Source organism: Streptomyces sp. NPDC085931 (assembly GCF_044540565.1).
Taxonomy (GTDB): domain Bacteria; phylum Actinomycetota; class Actinomycetes; order Streptomycetales; family Streptomycetaceae; genus Streptomyces.
In genome coordinates, this window is record NZ_JBITSK010000024.1 from 67,765 (window position 1) to 84,938 (window position 17,174).

Genomic DNA, 17,174 nt, shown 5'->3' on the forward strand with positions numbered 1-17,174 from the left:
GTCGCCCTGGGGCAGTTGCTCGGGTTGCCTCCGCCGAGGCCCGCGCCGGGCGCTCGCCACCTCCGCCACCCGGCTCCCCGGGCGCCCGTCGCTCAGCGCCCGGCAGGTCGGCGCCTCCCGGCCGGGTCGGATCGCCCGTGGTGCGGGGGTTTGATGAACGTTCCGACACGGCGTCGGCAAGATGTTGCGTTCGGTGTCTTGTCCGTGGTCACATGGTATCCAGTCCGTAGTTAGGGTCACCTAACTACGTCCGCCCCCGGTCATCAGGAGGCGTCCATGTCGGCTACAGAGAGCAAGAGGCAGCCGCTGCCGTTCGCGGTCGCCGGGGTGTCCATGCGTGAGTTGCTGGCGGCGGGCGAGGCCGCGGCGCTGGTCTCCACGCCGCCGCGCGCGCCCGAGCCGGAGTTGTCCGGGCCCGCGGAGGACCACCGCGAGGCGGCCTGACCCGGGCGGCGGCTCCCATGGGCCTGTCGGACGGGCCCTAGCGGACCACGACCACCGTGCGGCCGATCGTCGCGAACGTCCACATCGCGTCGCCGTCCGCCCGCGACTCCCGGATGCCGCCCGTGCGGACCCTCGGGTCGGGCGCGGCCCGTTTGGCGTCCACGGCCGAGCTGAAGCCGACCACGACACCGTCCACGCTGGTGAACCGCACGACGTGCTCGACGGGGACGCCGTCCGAGCCGGTGACCGAGTTCGAGCGGGACGTGACCGCGTACCGGCCCGGCGCCGGGTCCACCGCGCTCGGGTCGACCTCGAACGTACGGGCGACCTCACCGTTCGCGCCGACCAGCCACACCCGGTCCCGGCGCAGCGAGTACACGACCCGTGCCCCCTCGCCCGACCCCTCGGGCAGCGCCGTCGGGTCCGTGCGGGCCGGCGGCGCCTGCGAGATGCCGGGCGCCGGGGTGACGCCCGCCTGGGCCCGGCCCTGCCCCGCGGGCAGGCTCGTGGACGCCTGGTGGGCGAGGTAGCCGACCGTCGCGAGGGCCGCGGCGGTGAGCCCGGCCACGATCGTCGAGCTGCTGACAGCCACCGGCGGCCACCTCCGGGTCGAGCGTCCCTGCGTACATGTCTCGTGACGGTAGGTGACGGTAGCAGCAGGCGGCGACCCGGCGGGCGCGGCCGTGCCGGGGCCCGGGGAGCCGTAGGCTGTTTGCGTGCTCTTGCTCGCTCTGGATACCGCCACACCCGCCGTCACCGTCGCGCTGCACGACGGACACGACGTCATCGCCTCGTCGAGCCAGGTGGACGCCCGGCGGCACGGGGAACTGCTGCTGCCCGCGATCGACCGGGTGCTCGCCGAGGCCGGTCTGCGCCTCGACGCCGTCACGGGGATCGTCGCCGGGATCGGCCCGGGCCCGTACACGGGGCTGCGCGTCGGCCTCATGACCGCGGACACCTTCGGGCTCGCGCTCGGCGTCCCCGTGCACGGCGTGTGCACGCTGGACGGCCTCGCCTACGCCGCCGACCTGGAGGGGCCGTTCGTCGTCGCGACCGACGCCCGCCGCAAGGAGGTCTACTGGGCGCGCTACGCCGACTCCCGCACCCGCGTCACCGACCCGGCGGTCGACCGGCCCGCCGACATCGCCGAGCAGGTCGCGGGCCTGCCCGCGGTGGGCGCCGGCGCGCTGCTGTACCCGGACGCCTTCCCCAAGGCGCACGAACCCGAGCACGTGTCCGCCGCGGCCCTGGCCCGGCTGGCCGCGGAGCGACTGGCCGCCGGCGAGGAGCTGCCCGCGCCCCGGCCGCTCTACCTGCGCCGTCCCGACGCCCAGGTCCCCAAGAACTACAAGGTGGTCACCCCCAAGTGACCGATCCCGTGACCGACCCCGAGACGTGCTCGCTGCGCGAGATGCGCTGGTGGGACATCGACCCCGTGCTGGAGCTCGAGCGGGACCTGTTCCCCGACGACGCCTGGTCGCGGGGCATGTTCTGGTCCGAGCTGGCCCACGCCCGCGGGCCCGAGGCCAACCGGCGGTACGTGGTCGCCGAGACCGGCTCCCGGATCGTCGGGTACGCCGGTCTGGTCTCCTCCGGTGAGCAGGCCGACGTCCAGACCATCGCCGTCGCCCGCGACCTGTGGGGCACCGGCCTCGGCGGCCGGCTGCTGGCCGAACTGCTGCGCGCGGCCACCGCCTTCGAGTGCGCCGAGGTGATGCTGGAGTGCCGCGTGGACAACGTGCGCGCACAGAAGCTGTACGAGCGGTTCGGGTTCCAGCCCATCGGCGTCCGGCGGGGTTACTACCAGCCGGGCAACGTGGACGCCCTGGTGATGCGCCTGACCGCCCCCGAGAACTCCGTACAAGGAACCGAGATCCATGGCTGACGAACCCCTCGTTCTGGGGATTGAGACCTCCTGCGACGAGACCGGCGTCGGCATCGTCCGGGGCACCACCCTGCTGGCCGACGCCGTCGCCTCCAGCGTCGACGAGCACGCCCGCTTCGGCGGTGTCGTCCCGGAGGTCGCGAGCCGCGCCCACCTGGAGGCGATGGTCCCGACCATCGACCGCGCGCTGAAGGAGGCGGGCGTCAGCGCCCGCGACCTCGACGGCGTCGCCGTCACGGCCGGTCCCGGACTCGCCGGCGCCCTGCTGGTCGGCGTCTCCGCGGCCAAGGCGTACGCGTACGCCCTGGGCAAGCCCCTCTACGGCGTGAACCACCTCGCCTCGCACATCTGCGTGGACCAGCTGGAGCACGGCCCGCTGCCCGAGCCGACGATGGCGCTGCTGGTCTCCGGCGGCCACTCCTCGCTGCTGCTGTCCGCGGACATCACCTCCGACGTCCGCCCGATGGGCGCCACCATCGACGACGCGGCCGGCGAGGCCTTCGACAAGATCGCACGGGTGCTGAACCTCGGCTTCCCCGGCGGCCCGGTCATCGACCGGTACGCCAAGGAGGGAGACCCGGACGCGATCGCCTTCCCGCGCGGCCTGACCGGCCCGCGCGACCCCGCCTACGACTTCTCCTTCTCCGGCCTGAAGACGGCCGTGGCCCGCTGGATCGAGGCCAGGCGGGCGGCGGGCGAGGAGGTGCCGGTACGGGACGTGGCGGCCTCCTTCCAGGAGGCGGTCGTGGATGTGCTGACCCGCAAGGCCGTCCGCGCCTGCAAGGACGAGGGCGTCGACCACCTGATGATCGGCGGCGGCGTGGCCGCCAACTCCCGGCTGCGCGCCCTCGCCCAGGAGCGCTGCGAGGCGGCCGGGATCCGGCTGCGGGTGCCGCGGCCCAAGCTGTGCACGGACAACGGCGCGATGGTCGCCGCGCTCGGCGCGGAGATGGTGGCCCGCAACCGGGCCGCGTCGAGCTGGGACCTGTCGGCCGACTCCTCGCTGCCGGTGACGGACCCGCACGTGCCGGGCCACGACCACGACCATGTGCACGAGGTCAGCAAGGAGAACCTGTACTCGTGACGGTCGCCCTGATGTGGGAGGCGCGGGCCGTGCCCGGGCGGGGCGAGGACCTGCTCGCCTGGGCCCGCGCCCAGGACCTCCCCGGTGAACCGCTGCGCCGCGAGACCCTGCGCGCCCCCCAGGACCGGGTCCTCGTCATCACCTGGTGGGACGCCCCGTACGACGCCGAGCTGCCCGAGCTGCCGGAGCCGGGCGGGGAGCTGGTCACGCGGGCCGTGCACCGCTGGCGGTTCGAGTCGGTGGGCGTCGGCTGACCGAGAGCTCCCACGGCCTGCCTGCGACCCGGCCGCGCCGCAGCAGCAGTCCGCTCCGGCGCTCCCAGCCACGTGACCCTGGTCGCCTTCAGCAGGGTCCACACGAACAGGAGGGCCGGCAGGCCGCCCAGGTACAGCGCCAGGGCGCCGGGCCTTGCCAGCACGGAGAACCCGCGTACCAGGCCCAGCGCCGTCAGGGCGAGGGCCAGGGCCGCGAAGGCCGACAGCACGGCCCGCCGCTCGTGGTGCAGCAGCCTGTCCACCGGCGCCCCCCGACGCTCACTCCACCCCCGCGACCTCCGTCTCGCACCGCAGCCGCCGGTCCGTTCCGGCGGCCCGGACCGGACCGGTGAGCGTCAGACGTGCCGTGTGGCGCACGTCGGTACTGGAGGCCGCCAACCGTAGTTCCAGGGCGCCCGGCTCGACCACCCTGCGGCCCGAACGGTCGGTGAACGCCGAGAGGTCCGTGTGGAAACGGAAGGTCACCCGCGCGGCCTGGCCCGGGGAGAGCGCCACGCGCTGGTAGCCGACCAGCCGGACGTCCGGGCGGGTCACCGACGCCACCGGGTCGTGCAGGTACAGCTGCACGACCTCCGCGCCCTCGCGGTCGCCGGTGTTGCGGACCGTCACGGACAGGTCGTAGGCACCGTCCGTGCCGATCTCCGCCCCGTCGCCCGAGATGTCCTCCCAGGCGAACGCCGTGTAGGAGCGGCCGTGGCCGAAGGAGTACAGCGGCGTCGGGTCGAGGTTGCTGACCTCGCCCGCCAGGCCGAGCGGCGGCTGGAGGTAGGTCCAGGGCTGACCGCCGGGCTCGCGCGGCACGCTCACCGGGAGGCGCCCGGAGGGGTTGACGCGGCCCGACAGCACTCCCGCCACCGCCGGGCCGCCCTCCTCCCCCGGGAAGAAGGCCTGGACGACCGCGCCCAGGCGGCCCTGCCAGCGGCCCAGCGCGTAGGGGCGGCCGGTCAGCAGCACCAGCACCACCGGCACGCCCGTGGCGACCAGCGCGTCCAGCAGCTCGCCCTGGACGCCCGGCAGGCCGAGGTCGCTCGCGTCGCAGCCCTCGCCCGAGGTGCCGCGGCCGAACAGGCCCGCCCGGTCGCCGAGCACGGCCACGCACACGTCCGCCTCGGCGGTGCGCGCGACGGCCTCCTCGAAGCCCGCGGTGTCCGGGTCGGTCACGTCGCAGCCCTGGGCGAACGTCACCTTCGCGTCCGGCAGTTCGGTGCGCAGTGCGTCGAGGACGGTCGGGATCTCGATACCGGTCGGCACGCCGGGGTGGTGGGTGAGCACGTGGGAGGGGAAGGAGTAGCAGCCCAGCATGGCCAGGGCGTCGGCCGCCCGGGGACCGACCACCGCGATCCGCGTGTCGGGCGCCAGCGGGAGCAGCCCGTCGGGGTTGTCGAGCAGGACCACCGACTCCTCGGCCAGGCGGCGGGCCAGGATCCGGTTGCCCGTGGAGTCCAGGGCGACGGGGCCGGTGGGCTCGGGCGCCCAGTCCTCGTCGAGCAGGCCCAGTTCGCACTTCTGCAGCAGCACGCGGCGGGCCGCGCGGTCCACCAGTTCCTCGGGGACCTGCCCGGCACGGACCGCGTCCAGCAGCGGCTGCCCGTAGCACTTGACGGTGGGCAGCTCGACGTCGATGCCGGCGGCGAGGGCCGCGTGGGCCGCCTCGGCCGGGGTGCCGGCGACGCGGTGCAGGGTCTGCAGGAAGGCGATGCCGAAGTAGTCGGCGACGACCGTGCCGGTGAACCCCCACTCCTCGCGCAGCAGCCGGGTCAGCAACTCCGGGTCTGCGGAGGCCGGGACGCCGTCGGTCTCGTTGTACGCCGCCATCACCGAACGGGCCCCGCCCTCGCGGACCGCCATCTCGAAGGGCGGCAGGGTGACGTCCGCGAACTCCCGGACGCCCGCCCGCACGGGGGCGAGGTTGCGGGCGCCGGCCGAGGAGGCGTACCCGGCGAAGTGCTTGAGCGTGGCGACGACCCCGGCCGACTCCAGGCCCCGCACATAGGCCGTGCCGATCGTGCCGACCAGGTACGGGTCCTCGCCGATCGTCTCCTCCACCCGGCCCCAGCGCGGATCGCGCACGACGTCCAGGACGGGCGCGAGGCCCTGGTGGACGCCGACCGAGCGCAGGTCCGCGCCGATGCGCCGGGCCATCTCCTCGACCAGCGGGGGGTCCCAGGCCGCGCCCCACGCCAGCGGGACCGGGTAGGCCGTGGCCCGCCAGGCGGTGAAGCCGGCCAGGCACTCCTCGTGGGCGACCGCCGGGATGCCGAAGCGGCCGGCCTCGGCGATCCGGCGCTGGGCGCGGGCCAGGGCCTGCGCGCCCAGCGCCGGGTCTACGGGGGCGGTGCCGAAGGAGCGGGTGAGCTGGCCCAGGCCGCGGGTGATCAGCTCGGCCCATTCCTCGTCGGAGTGGTCGACGCTCATGTCGTGCTGGTGCGGGGCGACTCCGTCGCCGTCCGTCGCGGCACCCACCCACACGCCGTACAGCTGGGCGGTCTTCTCCTCCAGGGTCATCCGGGAGAGCAGGTCGTCGACGCGGGCGGCGGCGGGCAGGGCGGGGTCACGCCAGGGCGCGGTGGTCATGAAGCTCCTGTCGGGTGGACGGGACGGCCCTCACGAGTGGTGCCGACGAGCGCGTGAACAGCGGTGTCCCGCGCCCCCTTCTACGAATGTTTCGATATCGATGTCGAATGTTCCGGGAACCTATGGCGCGACGAGGACTTCGTCAAGGGGGCCCGCAGGGATACGATCGCCGCCATGACATCCCCGGAGCCCGTTGAAAGCCGGACGCAAATCCGGACGCAGGGGCGCACCGCGCAGACCGCCACGCTCGCCGAGATCGCCCGCGAGGCCGGCGTGTCGGCCCCGACTGTTTCGAAGGTCCTCAACGGCCGGGCCGACGTCGCCCCCGCCACCCGCGCCCGCGTCGAGGAACTGCTGCGCGCGCACGGCTACCGCCGCCGCCGGGCCGAGGCGACCCGGTCGCCCCTGATCGACCTGGTCTTCCACGAGCTGGAGAGCGCCTGGGCGATGGAGGTCATCCGGGGCGTGGAGAACGTGGCCCGGGACGCGGGCCTGAGCGTGGTGCTGTCGGAGAGCGCGGGGCGGCTCACGCCCGGGCGGACCTGGGCCGACCAGGTCGCCGCCCGCCGCCCGCACGGCGTCGTCCTCGTGCTGTCGGGACTCGACGAGTCGCAGCGGGCGCTGCTGACCAGCCGCTCCATCCCGTTCGTGGTGATGGACCCGGCCGGCGACCCCGGTGCCGACGTCCCCTCGATCGGCGCGACCAACTGGCAGGGCGGCCTCGCGGCCACCCGGCACCTGGTCGAGCTGGGGCACCGCCGGATCGGCGCGATCAGCGGGCCCTCGCAGATGATGTGCAGCCGGGCCCGCGTCGACGGCTACCGGGCCGCGCTGGAGACCGCCGGGCTGCCGGTGGACCCCTCGCTGATCGCCAACGGCGACTTCCACCACGAGGCCGGCTACCGGCGGGGCCTGGAGCTGCTGCGCCGCCCGGACCGGCCCACCGCCGTCTTCGCCGGCAACGACCTGCAGGCGCTCGGGCTGTACGAGGCCGCGCGCGAACTTGGGCTGCGCGTCCCCGAGGACCTGAGCGTGGTCGGCTTCGACGACCTGCCGGTGGCCCCCCTGGTCGGGCCGCCGCTGACGACCGTGCGGCAACCGCTGACCGAGATGGCCGAGGCGGCGGCGAAGCTGGTCCTCGACCTCGGACGGAACGAGGAGATCCCGGCGGCGACCCGGGTGGAGCTGGCCACCAGCCTGGTCGTGCGCAGCAGCACGGCCCCGCCCGCGTAACCGGCCCGGTCGCACCGAAGCGAGTCGGCTGCACTGACGAAACTTTCGAAGGCGATGCCGGTGACGAGATGCCGACGCGTCGACTCCACAGGGGAGTTGAGCCACCCCGTCCGCCAACGGATCGGTTCCGGCAGCCGCTTGGGTGCCCTGCGGGCGCAACGCCCCGTGGCGCGTGAGCAGTCCGGTGCCGATGGTGACGCCGGGGCGGGTCCCGGCCACGAAGTCTGAGAATTTCCGAAGAAAACGCGTCCTGAATCCCCTGCCCGTAATAATTCGGACTTATGTTCCTGTCTGTGACGGGAGACGATGCGAACGGGGACGAGGGCACCAGGACGGGCCGGCGGTCGATCGCCCTGCGGACCGCCGGCCTGACGCTGGCGGGCCTGCTGGTGCTCGCCGCCGGTGCCGCCGGCTGGGCCTACTGGCATCTCAACGGCAACATCACCAGTGTCGACATCGACAACGCGCTCGGCGACAACCGCCCGCCCAAGCCGGTGACCACGCCGTCGCCCTCGGCACCGGCCGTGCCCGGTGAGGCGCTCAACATCCTGGTGCTGGGCTCGGATTCGCGCAGCGGCGCGGAGAACCGCAGGCTCGGCGGCGGCGACAGCGACGGGGCCCGCTCCGACACGGCGATGGTCGTCCACCTGGACGCCGGGCGGACCAGCGCCACGGTGGTGAGCATCCCGCGCGACACCCTGGTCACCCGCCCGTCCTGCCCGCGCTCCGACGGCGGTTCGACGCAGGTCTCCCGCTACGCGATGTTCAACAGCGCCTACGCGGTCGGGGGCCCGGTCTGCGCGGTGAAGACGGTCGAGTCGATGACCGGCGTCCGCATGGACCACTACATCGAGATCGACTTCTCCGGCTTCGCGAAGCTCGTCGACGCGCTCGGCGGGGTCACCGTCACCACGGACGAGGACATCGCCGACGACGACAGCCACCTGCAGCTGAAGGCCGGCACCCACCACCTGGACGGCACCCAGGCCCTGGGCCTGGCCCGCACCCGGCACGGCATCGGCGACGGCAGCGACCTCGGCCGCATCGGCCTGCAGCAGAAGCTGGTGAAGGCCCTGCTGGACCGCATCGCCGCCCAGGACCTGCTCACCGACCCGGCGAAGCTGTACCGGGTCGCGGACGCGGTGACGGCCGGTCTCACCACCGACACGGGCCTGGACTCCCTGAGCGAGCTGACCGGCCTGGGCCAGAGCCTGCAGGGCCTGTCGTCGAGCCGGGTGCGCACGGTGATGATGCCGGTGGTGCGGGCGCCGTCGGACCCCAACCGGGTGGTGGCCGACGAGCCCGAGGCGCGCGAACTGTGGGAGTCGCTGCGCTGACCTGGGGTGACGCGTCCCCGAAGAATCTTCCGAGGAAATTCCGGCGCGGGTGTCGATCCGGCGGTCCGCCGTTCGACGCAGGGGTGGGAGCGGGGACGGACCCCGCTCCACGAGACCCGAGGAGCCACCATGCCGCGCTTCATGACCCTGATCCGCATCGACGAGAAGAACGCCCCCGCCGAGGGCCCGAGCCCCGAGCTGCAGGAGCGGATGGGCAAGCTCCTGGAGGAGATCACCAAGGCCGGGGTCATGCTCGACACGGCCGGTCTCACCCCGACCTCCGACGGCACCCGGGTGACCTGGGAGGGCGGGCAGCTGTCCGTCACCGACGGGCCGTTCACCGAGACCAAGGAGGTCATCGGGGGCTACTCGATCAGCCAGTGCAAGGACAAGGCCGAGGCCATCGAGTGGACCAAGCGGTTCCTGTCCCTGCACGAGGACTACTGGACGATCACCGCGGAGGTCCGGCAGATCGCCGAGGGCTGACGCGTCCGCTTGGCCGGGCGGCGCCGGGGGTGTCTGATGGTGGGTCGTGACCGTGCAGCCCACCCCGTCCCCGGCGTCCCGCCCCGGGGCCGCCGCCGAGACCGTCGAGACCGTCTTCCGGATGGAGTCGCCCCGGATCATCGCCGGTGTCACCCACATCGTCCGGGACGTCGGCATCGCCGAGGAACTCGCCCAGGACGCCCTGGTGGCCGCGCTGGAGCAGTGGCCGCGCGACGGGGTGCCCGCCAACCCGGGCGCCTGGCTCATGGCGGCCGCCCGCAACCGCGCCGTCGACCTGGTACGCCGCCGGGAGAACTACGCCCGGAAACTGGCCGAGATCGGCCGGGCCCAGCCGGACGCGGCCCCGCCCGAGGAGCCCGCCGACCCCGACGCCATCGACGACGACCTGCTGCGCCTCGTCTTCACCGCCTGCCACCCGGTCCTGTCCACCGAGGCCCGCACCGCCCTCACGCTGCGTCTGCTGGGCGGACTGACCACGGCGGAGATCGCCCGGGCCTTCCTGGTCCCCGAGCCGACCGTCGCCCAGCGGATCGTGCGCGCCAAACGCACCCTGGCCACGAAGAACATCGCCTTCGAGGTGCCCTGCGGACCCGACCGCGAGGCCCGTCTCGGCTCGGTGCTCGACGTCATCTACCTGATCTTCAACGAGGGGTACGCCGCCACGGCCGGCGACGACTGGCTGCGCCCGTCCCTGTGCGAGGACGCCCTGCGGCTGGCCCGGGTGCTCGCCGGGCTCATGCCGAAGGAGTCCGAGGTGCACGGACTGGCCGCACTCCTGGAGCTGCAGGCCTCCCGCACGGCGGCCCGCACGGGCCCCTCCGGCGAACCCGTCCTGCTCAAGGACCAGAACCGGTCCCGCTGGAACCGCATGCTCATCGCCCGCGGCATCGACGCGCTGGGCCGGGCCGAGGCCGCCTCCTCCGGCGCCCCGGGCCGGTACACCCTGCAGGCCGCCATCGCCGCCTGCCACGCGCACGCCCACACCTACGAGGAGACCGACTGGGGGCGCATCGCCACCCTCTACGGGCTGCTGGCCGCCCGCTCCCCGTCGCCGGTCGTGGAGCTGAACCGGGCGGTGGCCGTCTCGATGTCCGAGGGGCCCGGCGCCGCCCTGCCCCTGGTCGACGCCCTCGCCGCCGACCCGGCCCTGCGCGACTACCACCTGCTGCCCAGCGTCCGCGGCGACCTGCTGGCCCGCCTCGGCCGGGCCGCCGAGGCCCGGACGGAATTCGAGCGGGCGGCAGACCTCACCCGCAACGCACGGGAGCGGGCGCTGCTGCTGCGGCGGGCGGCGGAGCAGTCCTGACCGTCAGGCCGGGTGCCCGATCAGCATGGCCGGGGCCCCGGCGACCCGGGTCAGGAACACCGTCGCCGCGTGCGGACCCTGCGGCTTGACCTTCCTGCGCAGTTCCTCCGGCTCGACCGCCGAGCCCCGCTTCTTCACCGTCAGCGTGCCGACCTCGCGCTCCCGCAGCAGGGCCTTCAGCCTCTTGACGTTGAAGGGCAGATGGTCGGTGATCTCGTAGGCGGTGGCGTACGGCGTCGGCCGCAGGGTGTCGGCCGTGACGTACGCGATGGTCGCGTCGAGGAGGCCGCCGCCCACCCGGTCGGCGACCTCGGCCACCAGATGGGCGCGGATGACGGCGCCGTCGGGCTCGTAGAGATAGCGGCCGGGCGGGCGGACACCGGGGTCGGGCAGGCCGCGGGAGAGCAGGGTGCGGGGGCCCGGCAGCAGGGTGGCCCGGACGGCGCCCGGCTCGGTGCCGAACCACAGCACCGCCTCCTTCACGTCCCCGCCGTCGGAGATCCACTCGGCCTCGGCCTCCTCCGGGACCGCCTCGTGCGGGATGCCCGGGGCGACCTTCAGCGCCGCGTGCGGGGCCCGGCGCGCGGCCGACACCGCCCAGGACAGCGGGGGCGAGTAGGCCTCGGGGTCGAAGACCCGGCCCCGCCCGCCGCGCCGCGCCGGGTCGACGAAGACGGCGTCGTAACCGGCCGTGTCCACCTGCGTGACGTCCGCCTCCCGGACCTCGATCAGGTCCGCCAGCCCCAGCGCGCCGGCGTTCGCCCGGGCCGCCGCGGCCGTGAGCGGGTCGCGGTCCACGGCCAGCACCCGGATCCCGGCGCGGGCCAGCGCGATGGCGTCGCCGCCGATGCCGCAGCACAGGTCGGCCACCGAGGTCACACCCGAGTCGGCCAGGCGCCGCGCCCGGTAGGCCGCCACGCTCGCCCGCGTCGACTGCTCCACCCCGTTCGGCGTGAAGAACATCCGCCCCGCGTCCTCGGCGCCGAACTTCACCGCCGCCCGCTGCCGCAGCCGCGCCTGCCCGAGCGCCGCCGAGACCAGCTCGGCGGGGTGCTCGCGCCGCAGCCGGGTCGCGACGGCCAGCTCCCGCGCCGGGTCGGTGTCGCGCACCTCGTCGAGGAGGGCGCGGCCTTCGGGGGTGAGGAGGAGGGCGAGGTCGTTCACCCGGTCATTGTCGGGCACGGCGTGACGGGGCGGTGTGTGTGGGCCGGTCGGGGGACGCGGGTGCGGCGGTCGCTGTGTCGGGGCGGGGTCGCCCGGGCGGGCTGCGAGGATCCGGCACCATGCGAGCAGTCGTACAAGATGACAAAAGCCGGGCCTTTGGCGGTGCACGGATCGGCCTGGCCGTGCTCGCCCTCGCCGCCATCGCCTCGGGCTGTGCGCAGGGCGGGGGCAGCGACCAGGTCACCCCGGCCGGCGGACAGCAGCCCCTCGACGCGCCCCCGGCCCGCGCACTCGACTCCTACGCCTCCAAACTGCGCGCCGCGCACGCCGCCCGGGTCGCCGCCGCGCACCGCTGGGAGCTGAAGAGGGTTCCGCTGGCCGCCCCGCCGGCCCCCGAGCGCAAGCCCAGGATCAAGACCCGCAAGGGCTTCCAGGTGGCCGGCCACCGGCGGTCCGGTCTCCCACCCGTCTTCACCCGGATCCCCACCCGGGACAAGGTCGTCTTCCTCACCATCGACGACGGCGCCGAGAAGGACCGCACGTTCCTGCGGATGATGAGCGACCTGGACGTCCCCTACACCGCGTTCCTCAGCGGCTACCTGGTCAAGGACGACCCCCGCTACTTCAAGAAGATGCAGGCCAGAGGCGTGGTGCTGAACAACCACACCCTGCACCACCCCTATCTGCCCGGCCTGTCCTACCGCGCCCAGAAGCGCGAGATCTGCGGCATGCAGCGCTATATGCAGAAGCGCTTCGGCAAGCGCCCCGCCCTCTTCCGCCCGCCCTACGGCAGCTACAACCGCGCGACCCTGCGCGCCGCCAAGGCCTGCGGGATCACCCACGTGCCGCTCTGGAACGAGGAGGTCTTCGCCGACCGCTGGGAGTACCGCGAGGCGGACCGCGAACTGCGCCCGGGCGACATCGTCCTCACGCACTTCCGGGGCCCCGCGGAGTGGAAGGGCACCATGCCGGACATGATCCGCCGCTTCTTGAACAAGGTCACGGCCGAGGGCTACGCGGTGGGGCGGCTGGAGGACTACCTGTGAGGCGGCCGGCCGCCGCCCTGCTCTGCGCGCTGCTGGTCCTGTCGGCCGGCTGCGCGGACCCGGCGGGGGAGCGGCCGCCCGCCGCCGCCGACGACCGGGCCCGGGACCCGGCCCCGGCCGCCCGCCGCCTGCCACCCGTCGTCGACCGCGTCCCCACCCGCGACCCGGTCGTCTTCCTCACCTACGACGACGGCGCCGAACGCGACCCCCGCTTCGTCGCCCTGGTCCGCGCCCGGCGCCTGCCGGTCAGCATGTTCCTCACCGACAGCGTCGTGGGCCCCGGCTACGGCCACTTCGCCCGGCTGCGCGCGGTCGGCGCGTCCCTGCAGAACCACACCCTGGACCACCCGGCCCTGCGCGGCCTGCCCTACGCCGGCCAGCGCGCCGAGATCTGCGGCCAGCAGCACAAGCTCCACGCCCGCTTCGGCATCCGCCCCCGCCTCTTCCGCCCGCCCTACGGCACCTACGACACCACGACCCTGCGCGCCGCCGCCGACTGCGGCATCACGGCGGTCGTGCTGTGGCGCGCGTCCCTGGGCGCCGACGGCGACCTGACGTTCACCCGCGGCGAGCCCGGGCTGCGCGCCGGCGACATCGTGTCGGTGCCGTCGGGGGACGCCTCCCTGACCCTGACGGAACGGACGGCGGGGTTGCTGCGGGAGATCGAGGGGAAGGGCCTGCGGGTGGGGCGGCTGGAGGACCACCTGTAGGCGCGGCGGACCTCACGGACGGAAACTCCTGGCCGACGCGCCGCGGTGGATTAGCAGTCCGCTTGACCGAGTGCTAATCACGGTCATAGTCTCGGCTCTGGCACTCGACACAGGAGAGTGCCAACACAGCGACGGGCAGGTCCGGCACCCGCGACGACGGATCCACCTGGTCGCCACCTCAGACAGTTAACCCCGTGAGATCTCCGAAGGGGGAGGTCGGATCGTGACGACCACCAGCTCCAAGGTTGCCATCAAGCCGCTCGAGGACCGCATCGTGGTCCAGCCGCTCGACGCCGAGCAGACCACCGCCTCTGGCCTGGTCATCCCGGACACCGCCAAGGAGAAGCCCCAGGAGGGCGTCGTCCTGGCCGTGGGCCCGGGCCGCTTCGAGGACGGCAACCGTCTTCCGCTCGACGTTTCCGTCGGCGACGTCGTGCTCTACAGCAAGTACGGCGGCACCGAGGTGAAGTACAACGGCGAGGAGTACCTCGTCCTCTCGGCCCGCGACGTGCTCGCGATCATCGAGAAGTAATTCACCGCAAGCACCTTGCTTTGACTGCGCCCCTGGCCCCCGCGATCGCTAAGAAGCCGGGCGCCCGGGGCGCAGTTGCCGTTATCCCACATTCCGGAAGAGGGCTCACGCTCCCATGGCGAAGATCCTGAAGTTCGACGAGGACGCCCGTCGCGCCCTCGAGCGCGGCGTCAACAAGCTTGCCGACACGGTCAAGGTGACGATCGGCCCCAAGGGCCGCAACGTCGTCATCGACAAGAAGTTCGGCGCCCCCACCATCACCAACGACGGTGTCACGATCGCCCGCGAGGTCGAGATCGAGGACCCGTACGAGAACCTCGGTGCCCAGCTGGTCAAGGAGGTGGCGACCAAGACCAACGACATCGCGGGTGACGGTACGACCACCGCGACCGTGCTCGCCCAGGCGCTCGTGCGCGAGGGCCTGAAGAACGTCGCCGCCGGCGCCTCCCCGGCCGCCCTGAAGAAGGGCATCGACGCCGCCGTCAAGGCCGTCTCCGAGGACCTGCTCGCCTCGGCCCGCCCGATCGACGAGAAGTCCGACATCGCCGCCGTCGCCGCGCTGTCCGCCCAGGACCAGCAGGTCGGCGAGCTCATCGCCGAGGCGATGGACAAGGTCGGCAAGGACGGTGTCATCACCGTCGAGGAGTCCAACACCTTCGGTCTCGAGCTGGACTTCACCGAGGGCATGGCCTTCGACAAGGGCTACCTGTCGCCGTACTTCGTGACGGACCAGGAGCGCATGGAAGCCGTCCTGGACGACCCGTACATCCTCATCACGCAGGGCAAGATCTCCGCCATCGCGGACCTGCTGCCGCTGCTGGAGAAGGTCATCCAGGCCAACGCCTCCAAGCCGCTGCTGATCATCGCCGAGGACGTCGAGGGCGAGGCCCTGTCGACCCTGGTCGTCAACAAGATCCGCGGCACGTTCAACGCCGTCGCGGTGAAGGCCCCCGGCTTCGGCGACCGCCGCAAGGCGATGCTGCAGGACATGGCCGTCCTCACGGGCGCCACGGTCGTCTCCGAGGAGGTCGGCCTCAAGCTCGACCAGGTCGGCCTGGACGTCCTCGGCTCCGCCCGCCGCGTCACCGTCACCAAGGACGACACCACGATCGTCGACGGTGCCGGCAGCAAGGACGACGTGCAGGGCCGCGTCGCCCAGATCAAGGCCGAGATCGAGACCACGGACTCCGACTGGGACCGCGAGAAGCTCCAGGAGCGCCTCGCGAAGCTGGCCGGCGGCGTGTGCGTCATCCGCGTGGGTGCCGCCACCGAGGTCGAGCTCAAGGAGCGCAAGCACCGTCTGGAGGACGCCATCTCCGCGACCCGCGCCGCGGTCGAGGAGGGCATCGTCTCCGGTGGTGGCTCCGCCCTGGTCCACGCCGTCAAGGTCCTCGAGGGCAACCTCGACAAGACCGGCGACGAGGCCACCGGTGTCTCCGTGGTCCGCAAGGCCGCCGTCGAGCCGCTGCGCTGGATCGCCGAGAACGCCGGCCTGGAGGGCTACGTCATCGTCTCCAAGGTCGCCGAGCTCGACAAGGGCAGCGGTTACAACGCCGCCACCGGCGAGTACGGCGACCTGATCAAGGCCGGCGTCATCGACCCGGTCAAGGTCACCCGCTCCGCCCTGGAGAACGCCGCCTCCATCGCCTCCCTCCTCCTCACGACCGAGACCCTGGTCGTCGAGAAGAAGGAAGAGGAGGAGCCGGCCGCCGCGGGCCACGGCCACGGCCACTCCCACTGAGGCACGACGGCTGAGGGCTGACGGCTGACGGCTTGCGCTGACGGCGTCGGCCCGGCCGAGCCCGAGCGAAGGCCCGGCACCCCGACGAGGGGTGCCGGGCCTTCGCCGTGTCGCCGTCCCGGCCCGGGAACCGCGCCGGGGCCGAAACGGTCTACCCCCACAGCAGCCGGATCACCAGGGGGCAGACATGGACCAGGTGCTGTACGCGGAACAGTCCCGCAACCCGTTCGCGCGGACGGTGCACCTCGGTGAGGACGCACTCCGCAGGGGCGGCAGAAGGACCCCGCTGGACGAGCTGAACCTCGCCGCCATGGCGGAGGCGTTCCTGCGGGACCGCTGGCTCGGCGGCGGGGGCAGCGAACGCCCTCTGGGAGCGCTGCCGCAGGGCCCCGGCCTCGTCCCGGTCACCCGCGTGACCGGCACCACCACCCCGCTGAGGACCCGTCACGCCGCCGACTTCGCCCGGGCCCTGGGCGAGCTGGCGGTACGCAGGTGCGGAGGGCCGGACCACGTGGCCGCCCTCGCCGCGCGGGCCCGGGCGGAGGGCGTGCCCCTGTGGATCGCGCGCCGCAGCGCGCCCGGTCCCGCCGGACCGGTCACCGTCGCCGTGGACCGGCGCTCGATCCGCGTGGACGTCTGGGGCCCGCACGCCCCCGCCGTACGGCTGCGCGCACCGTACGGCTACCGCCCCGACAGCGCCGACCGGTCGGGCGGCCTGGTCCTGTACGTCGGCGACCTCTCCGCACGGCTCGAACTGCGCAAGAAGGCGCGCAAGTCCAAGAGCTGGGTCGAGATCCGCCTGCCCGACCGGGTCTGGACGCTGCGCCGCGAGAAGGCCGACAGCTCGTGGCTGCTCCGCGACGACCAGCGCGTCGCCCTGCTGACCCGCCCCTCCCGGTGGCCCGGCCCGCCGCCCGGCTCGGTGCTGCTGCCGCTGGCCGACGTGCGCCACGAGAGCCCCGACCCCCTGGACGCCGTCATGGCCCACGCGGTCGCCGTGTCCTTCGGCCTGGGCGACACCACGGGCCTGGCCAGGTTCCGCGCGGTGAGACGCCGCCAGGAGACGGACGAGGACCTCTGGGACCGCCCCTGGTTCAGCAACCTCGGCCGCGACCGTGACGACAACGAACCCGGCGGCGGCGACGGCTGGGGCAGCGACGGCGGCGACGGCGGCGACGGGGGCGGAGGCGGCAGCGACGGCGGCGGCGGGGACGGCGGCGGAGGGGGCGGCGGCGACTAGCTGTATTGATCACGAGCGTTGTTAACGCCAGACGGGCTTGATCATGGCGAAGGCCTCCGTGTGTGGTGGAGGTGTCGAATCTTCACCGCACGGAGG

General features: G+C 73.6%; 17 protein-coding genes. 14 read left to right on the forward strand and 3 right to left on the reverse strand.

What is annotated here, in order from left to right:
- The first annotated feature begins 276 nt into the window (after nucleotides 1-276).
- Nucleotides 277-444 (forward strand): hypothetical protein, encoded by a 168-nt coding sequence (locus tag ACIGAN_RS34415; RefSeq protein WP_365735638.1) that lies wholly within the window; start codon nucleotides 277-279, stop codon nucleotides 442-444.
- A 37-nt stretch (nucleotides 445-481) separates the two neighbouring features.
- Here ACIGAN_RS34415 and ACIGAN_RS34420 read toward each other — a convergent pair whose 3' ends face one another.
- The gene (locus ACIGAN_RS34420) at nucleotides 482-1,036 is read right to left on the reverse strand and encodes a hypothetical protein (protein WP_399863379.1); all 555 of its coding nucleotides are present in this window, start codon (nucleotides 1,034-1,036) and stop codon (nucleotides 482-484) included.
- Between the two features lie 124 nt (nucleotides 1,037-1,160).
- Between ACIGAN_RS34420 and tsaB the strand changes: the two genes are divergently transcribed.
- Genes tsaB through ACIGAN_RS34440 form a run of 4 tightly spaced genes read left to right on the forward strand, consistent with a single transcriptional unit; the run spans nucleotide 1,161 to nucleotide 3,667 of the window.
- Nucleotides 1,161-1,814, forward strand: coding sequence for a tRNA (adenosine(37)-N6)-threonylcarbamoyltransferase complex dimerization subunit type 1 TsaB (gene tsaB / locus ACIGAN_RS34425; RefSeq protein WP_365735635.1), 654 nt, complete (start codon nucleotides 1,161-1,163; stop codon nucleotides 1,812-1,814).
- A gap of 41 nt (nucleotides 1,815-1,855) precedes the next feature.
- The gene (rimI, locus tag ACIGAN_RS34430) at nucleotides 1,856-2,329 is read left to right on the forward strand and encodes a ribosomal protein S18-alanine N-acetyltransferase (RefSeq protein ID WP_365093308.1); all 474 of its coding nucleotides are present in this window, start codon (nucleotides 1,856-1,858) and stop codon (nucleotides 2,327-2,329) included.
- Nucleotides 2,322-3,413, forward strand: coding sequence for a tRNA (adenosine(37)-N6)-threonylcarbamoyltransferase complex transferase subunit TsaD (gene tsaD, locus ACIGAN_RS34435; RefSeq protein WP_399863382.1), 1,092 nt, complete (start codon nucleotides 2,322-2,324; stop codon nucleotides 3,411-3,413). Before rimI ends, tsaD begins: the two co-directional genes overlap by 8 nt.
- On the forward strand, nucleotides 3,410-3,667 hold the full coding sequence (locus ACIGAN_RS34440; RefSeq protein WP_365093093.1) for a hypothetical protein: 258 nt from the start codon (nucleotides 3,410-3,412) through the stop codon (nucleotides 3,665-3,667). The genes tsaD and ACIGAN_RS34440 overlap by 4 nt, the downstream gene beginning before the upstream one ends.
- Nucleotides 3,668-3,946: 279 nt before the next feature.
- Here ACIGAN_RS34440 and ACIGAN_RS34445 read toward each other — a convergent pair whose 3' ends face one another.
- Complete coding sequence (locus ACIGAN_RS34445; RefSeq protein WP_399863385.1) at nucleotides 3,947-6,262, reverse strand: beta-xylosidase/alpha-l-arabinosidase; 2,316 nt, start codon at nucleotides 6,260-6,262, stop codon at nucleotides 3,947-3,949.
- Nucleotides 6,263-6,436: 174 nt separating this feature from the next.
- Between ACIGAN_RS34445 and ACIGAN_RS34450 the strand changes: the two genes are divergently transcribed.
- From ACIGAN_RS34450 to ACIGAN_RS34465, 4 genes are all read left to right on the forward strand, one after another.
- Nucleotides 6,437-7,495, forward strand: coding sequence for a LacI family DNA-binding transcriptional regulator (locus tag ACIGAN_RS34450; protein WP_365093102.1), 1,059 nt, complete (start codon nucleotides 6,437-6,439; stop codon nucleotides 7,493-7,495).
- Between the two features lie 281 nt (nucleotides 7,496-7,776).
- Nucleotides 7,777-8,832 carry an LCP family protein gene (locus ACIGAN_RS34455; protein ID WP_365735631.1) on the forward strand — a complete coding sequence of 352 codons (1,056 nt, stop codon included), beginning with the start codon at nucleotides 7,777-7,779 and terminating at the stop codon, nucleotides 8,830-8,832.
- 129 nt (nucleotides 8,833-8,961) lie between these two features.
- A complete protein-coding gene (locus ACIGAN_RS34460) occupies nucleotides 8,962-9,318 on the forward strand; it encodes a YciI family protein (RefSeq protein ID WP_365093108.1) in 357 nt (118 codons plus the stop codon).
- A 46-nt stretch (nucleotides 9,319-9,364) separates the two neighbouring features.
- On the forward strand, nucleotides 9,365-10,645 hold the full coding sequence (locus ACIGAN_RS34465) for an RNA polymerase sigma factor (protein WP_399863389.1): 1,281 nt from the start codon (nucleotides 9,365-9,367) through the stop codon (nucleotides 10,643-10,645).
- A gap of 3 nt (nucleotides 10,646-10,648) precedes the next feature.
- Here the strand turns inward: ACIGAN_RS34465 and ACIGAN_RS34470 are convergent, their stop codons facing one another.
- Entirely contained in the window at nucleotides 10,649-11,809 is a 1,161-nt protein-coding gene (locus tag ACIGAN_RS34470) for a class I SAM-dependent methyltransferase (protein ID WP_399863391.1), read from the reverse strand.
- A 119-nt stretch (nucleotides 11,810-11,928) separates the two neighbouring features.
- On the opposite strand from ACIGAN_RS34470, the gene ACIGAN_RS34475 reads away from it, so the two are divergent.
- From ACIGAN_RS34475 to ACIGAN_RS34495, 5 genes are all read left to right on the forward strand, one after another.
- Entirely contained in the window at nucleotides 11,929-12,855 is a 927-nt protein-coding gene (locus tag ACIGAN_RS34475; protein ID WP_365735625.1) for a polysaccharide deacetylase family protein, read from the forward strand.
- Nucleotides 12,852-13,565 (forward strand): polysaccharide deacetylase family protein, encoded by a 714-nt coding sequence (locus ACIGAN_RS34480; protein ID WP_399863394.1) that lies wholly within the window; start codon nucleotides 12,852-12,854, stop codon nucleotides 13,563-13,565. The genes ACIGAN_RS34475 and ACIGAN_RS34480 overlap by 4 nt, the downstream gene beginning before the upstream one ends.
- A gap of 223 nt (nucleotides 13,566-13,788) precedes the next feature.
- Complete coding sequence (gene groES / locus ACIGAN_RS34485) at nucleotides 13,789-14,097, forward strand: co-chaperone GroES (protein ID WP_053135717.1); 309 nt, start codon at nucleotides 13,789-13,791, stop codon at nucleotides 14,095-14,097.
- Between the two features lie 115 nt (nucleotides 14,098-14,212).
- Nucleotides 14,213-15,838, forward strand: coding sequence for a chaperonin GroEL (gene groL / locus ACIGAN_RS34490; RefSeq protein ID WP_365093121.1), 1,626 nt, complete (start codon nucleotides 14,213-14,215; stop codon nucleotides 15,836-15,838).
- A 187-nt stretch (nucleotides 15,839-16,025) separates the two neighbouring features.
- On the forward strand, nucleotides 16,026-17,078 hold the full coding sequence (locus tag ACIGAN_RS34495; protein ID WP_399863396.1) for a hypothetical protein: 1,053 nt from the start codon (nucleotides 16,026-16,028) through the stop codon (nucleotides 17,076-17,078).
- Nucleotides 17,079-17,174 lie beyond the last annotated feature (96 nt).

Coding starts and splice junctions, on each gene's coding strand:
- ACIGAN_RS34415 (WP_365735638.1), top strand. CDS start 277: ATGTCGGCTACAGAGAGCAAGAGGCAGCCGCTGCCGTTCGCGGTCGCC.
- rimI (WP_365093308.1), top strand. CDS start 1,856: ATGCGCTGGTGGGACATCGACCCCGTGCTGGAGCTCGAGCGGGACCTG.
- tsaD (WP_399863382.1), top strand. CDS start 2,322: ATGGCTGACGAACCCCTCGTTCTGGGGATTGAGACCTCCTGCGACGAG.
- ACIGAN_RS34495 (WP_399863396.1), top strand. CDS start 16,026: ATGGACCAGGTGCTGTACGCGGAACAGTCCCGCAACCCGTTCGCGCGG.
- ACIGAN_RS34460 (WP_365093108.1), top strand. CDS start 8,962: ATGCCGCGCTTCATGACCCTGATCCGCATCGACGAGAAGAACGCCCCC.
- groL (WP_365093121.1), top strand. CDS start 14,213: ATGGCGAAGATCCTGAAGTTCGACGAGGACGCCCGTCGCGCCCTCGAG.
- ACIGAN_RS34455 (WP_365735631.1), top strand. CDS start 7,777: ATGTTCCTGTCTGTGACGGGAGACGATGCGAACGGGGACGAGGGCACC.
- ACIGAN_RS34475 (WP_365735625.1), top strand. CDS start 11,929: ATGCGAGCAGTCGTACAAGATGACAAAAGCCGGGCCTTTGGCGGTGCA.
- ACIGAN_RS34450 (WP_365093102.1), top strand. CDS start 6,437: ATGACATCCCCGGAGCCCGTTGAAAGCCGGACGCAAATCCGGACGCAG.
- ACIGAN_RS34445 (WP_399863385.1), bottom strand. CDS start 6,262: ATGACCACCGCGCCCTGGCGTGACCCCGCCCTGCCCGCCGCCGCCCGC.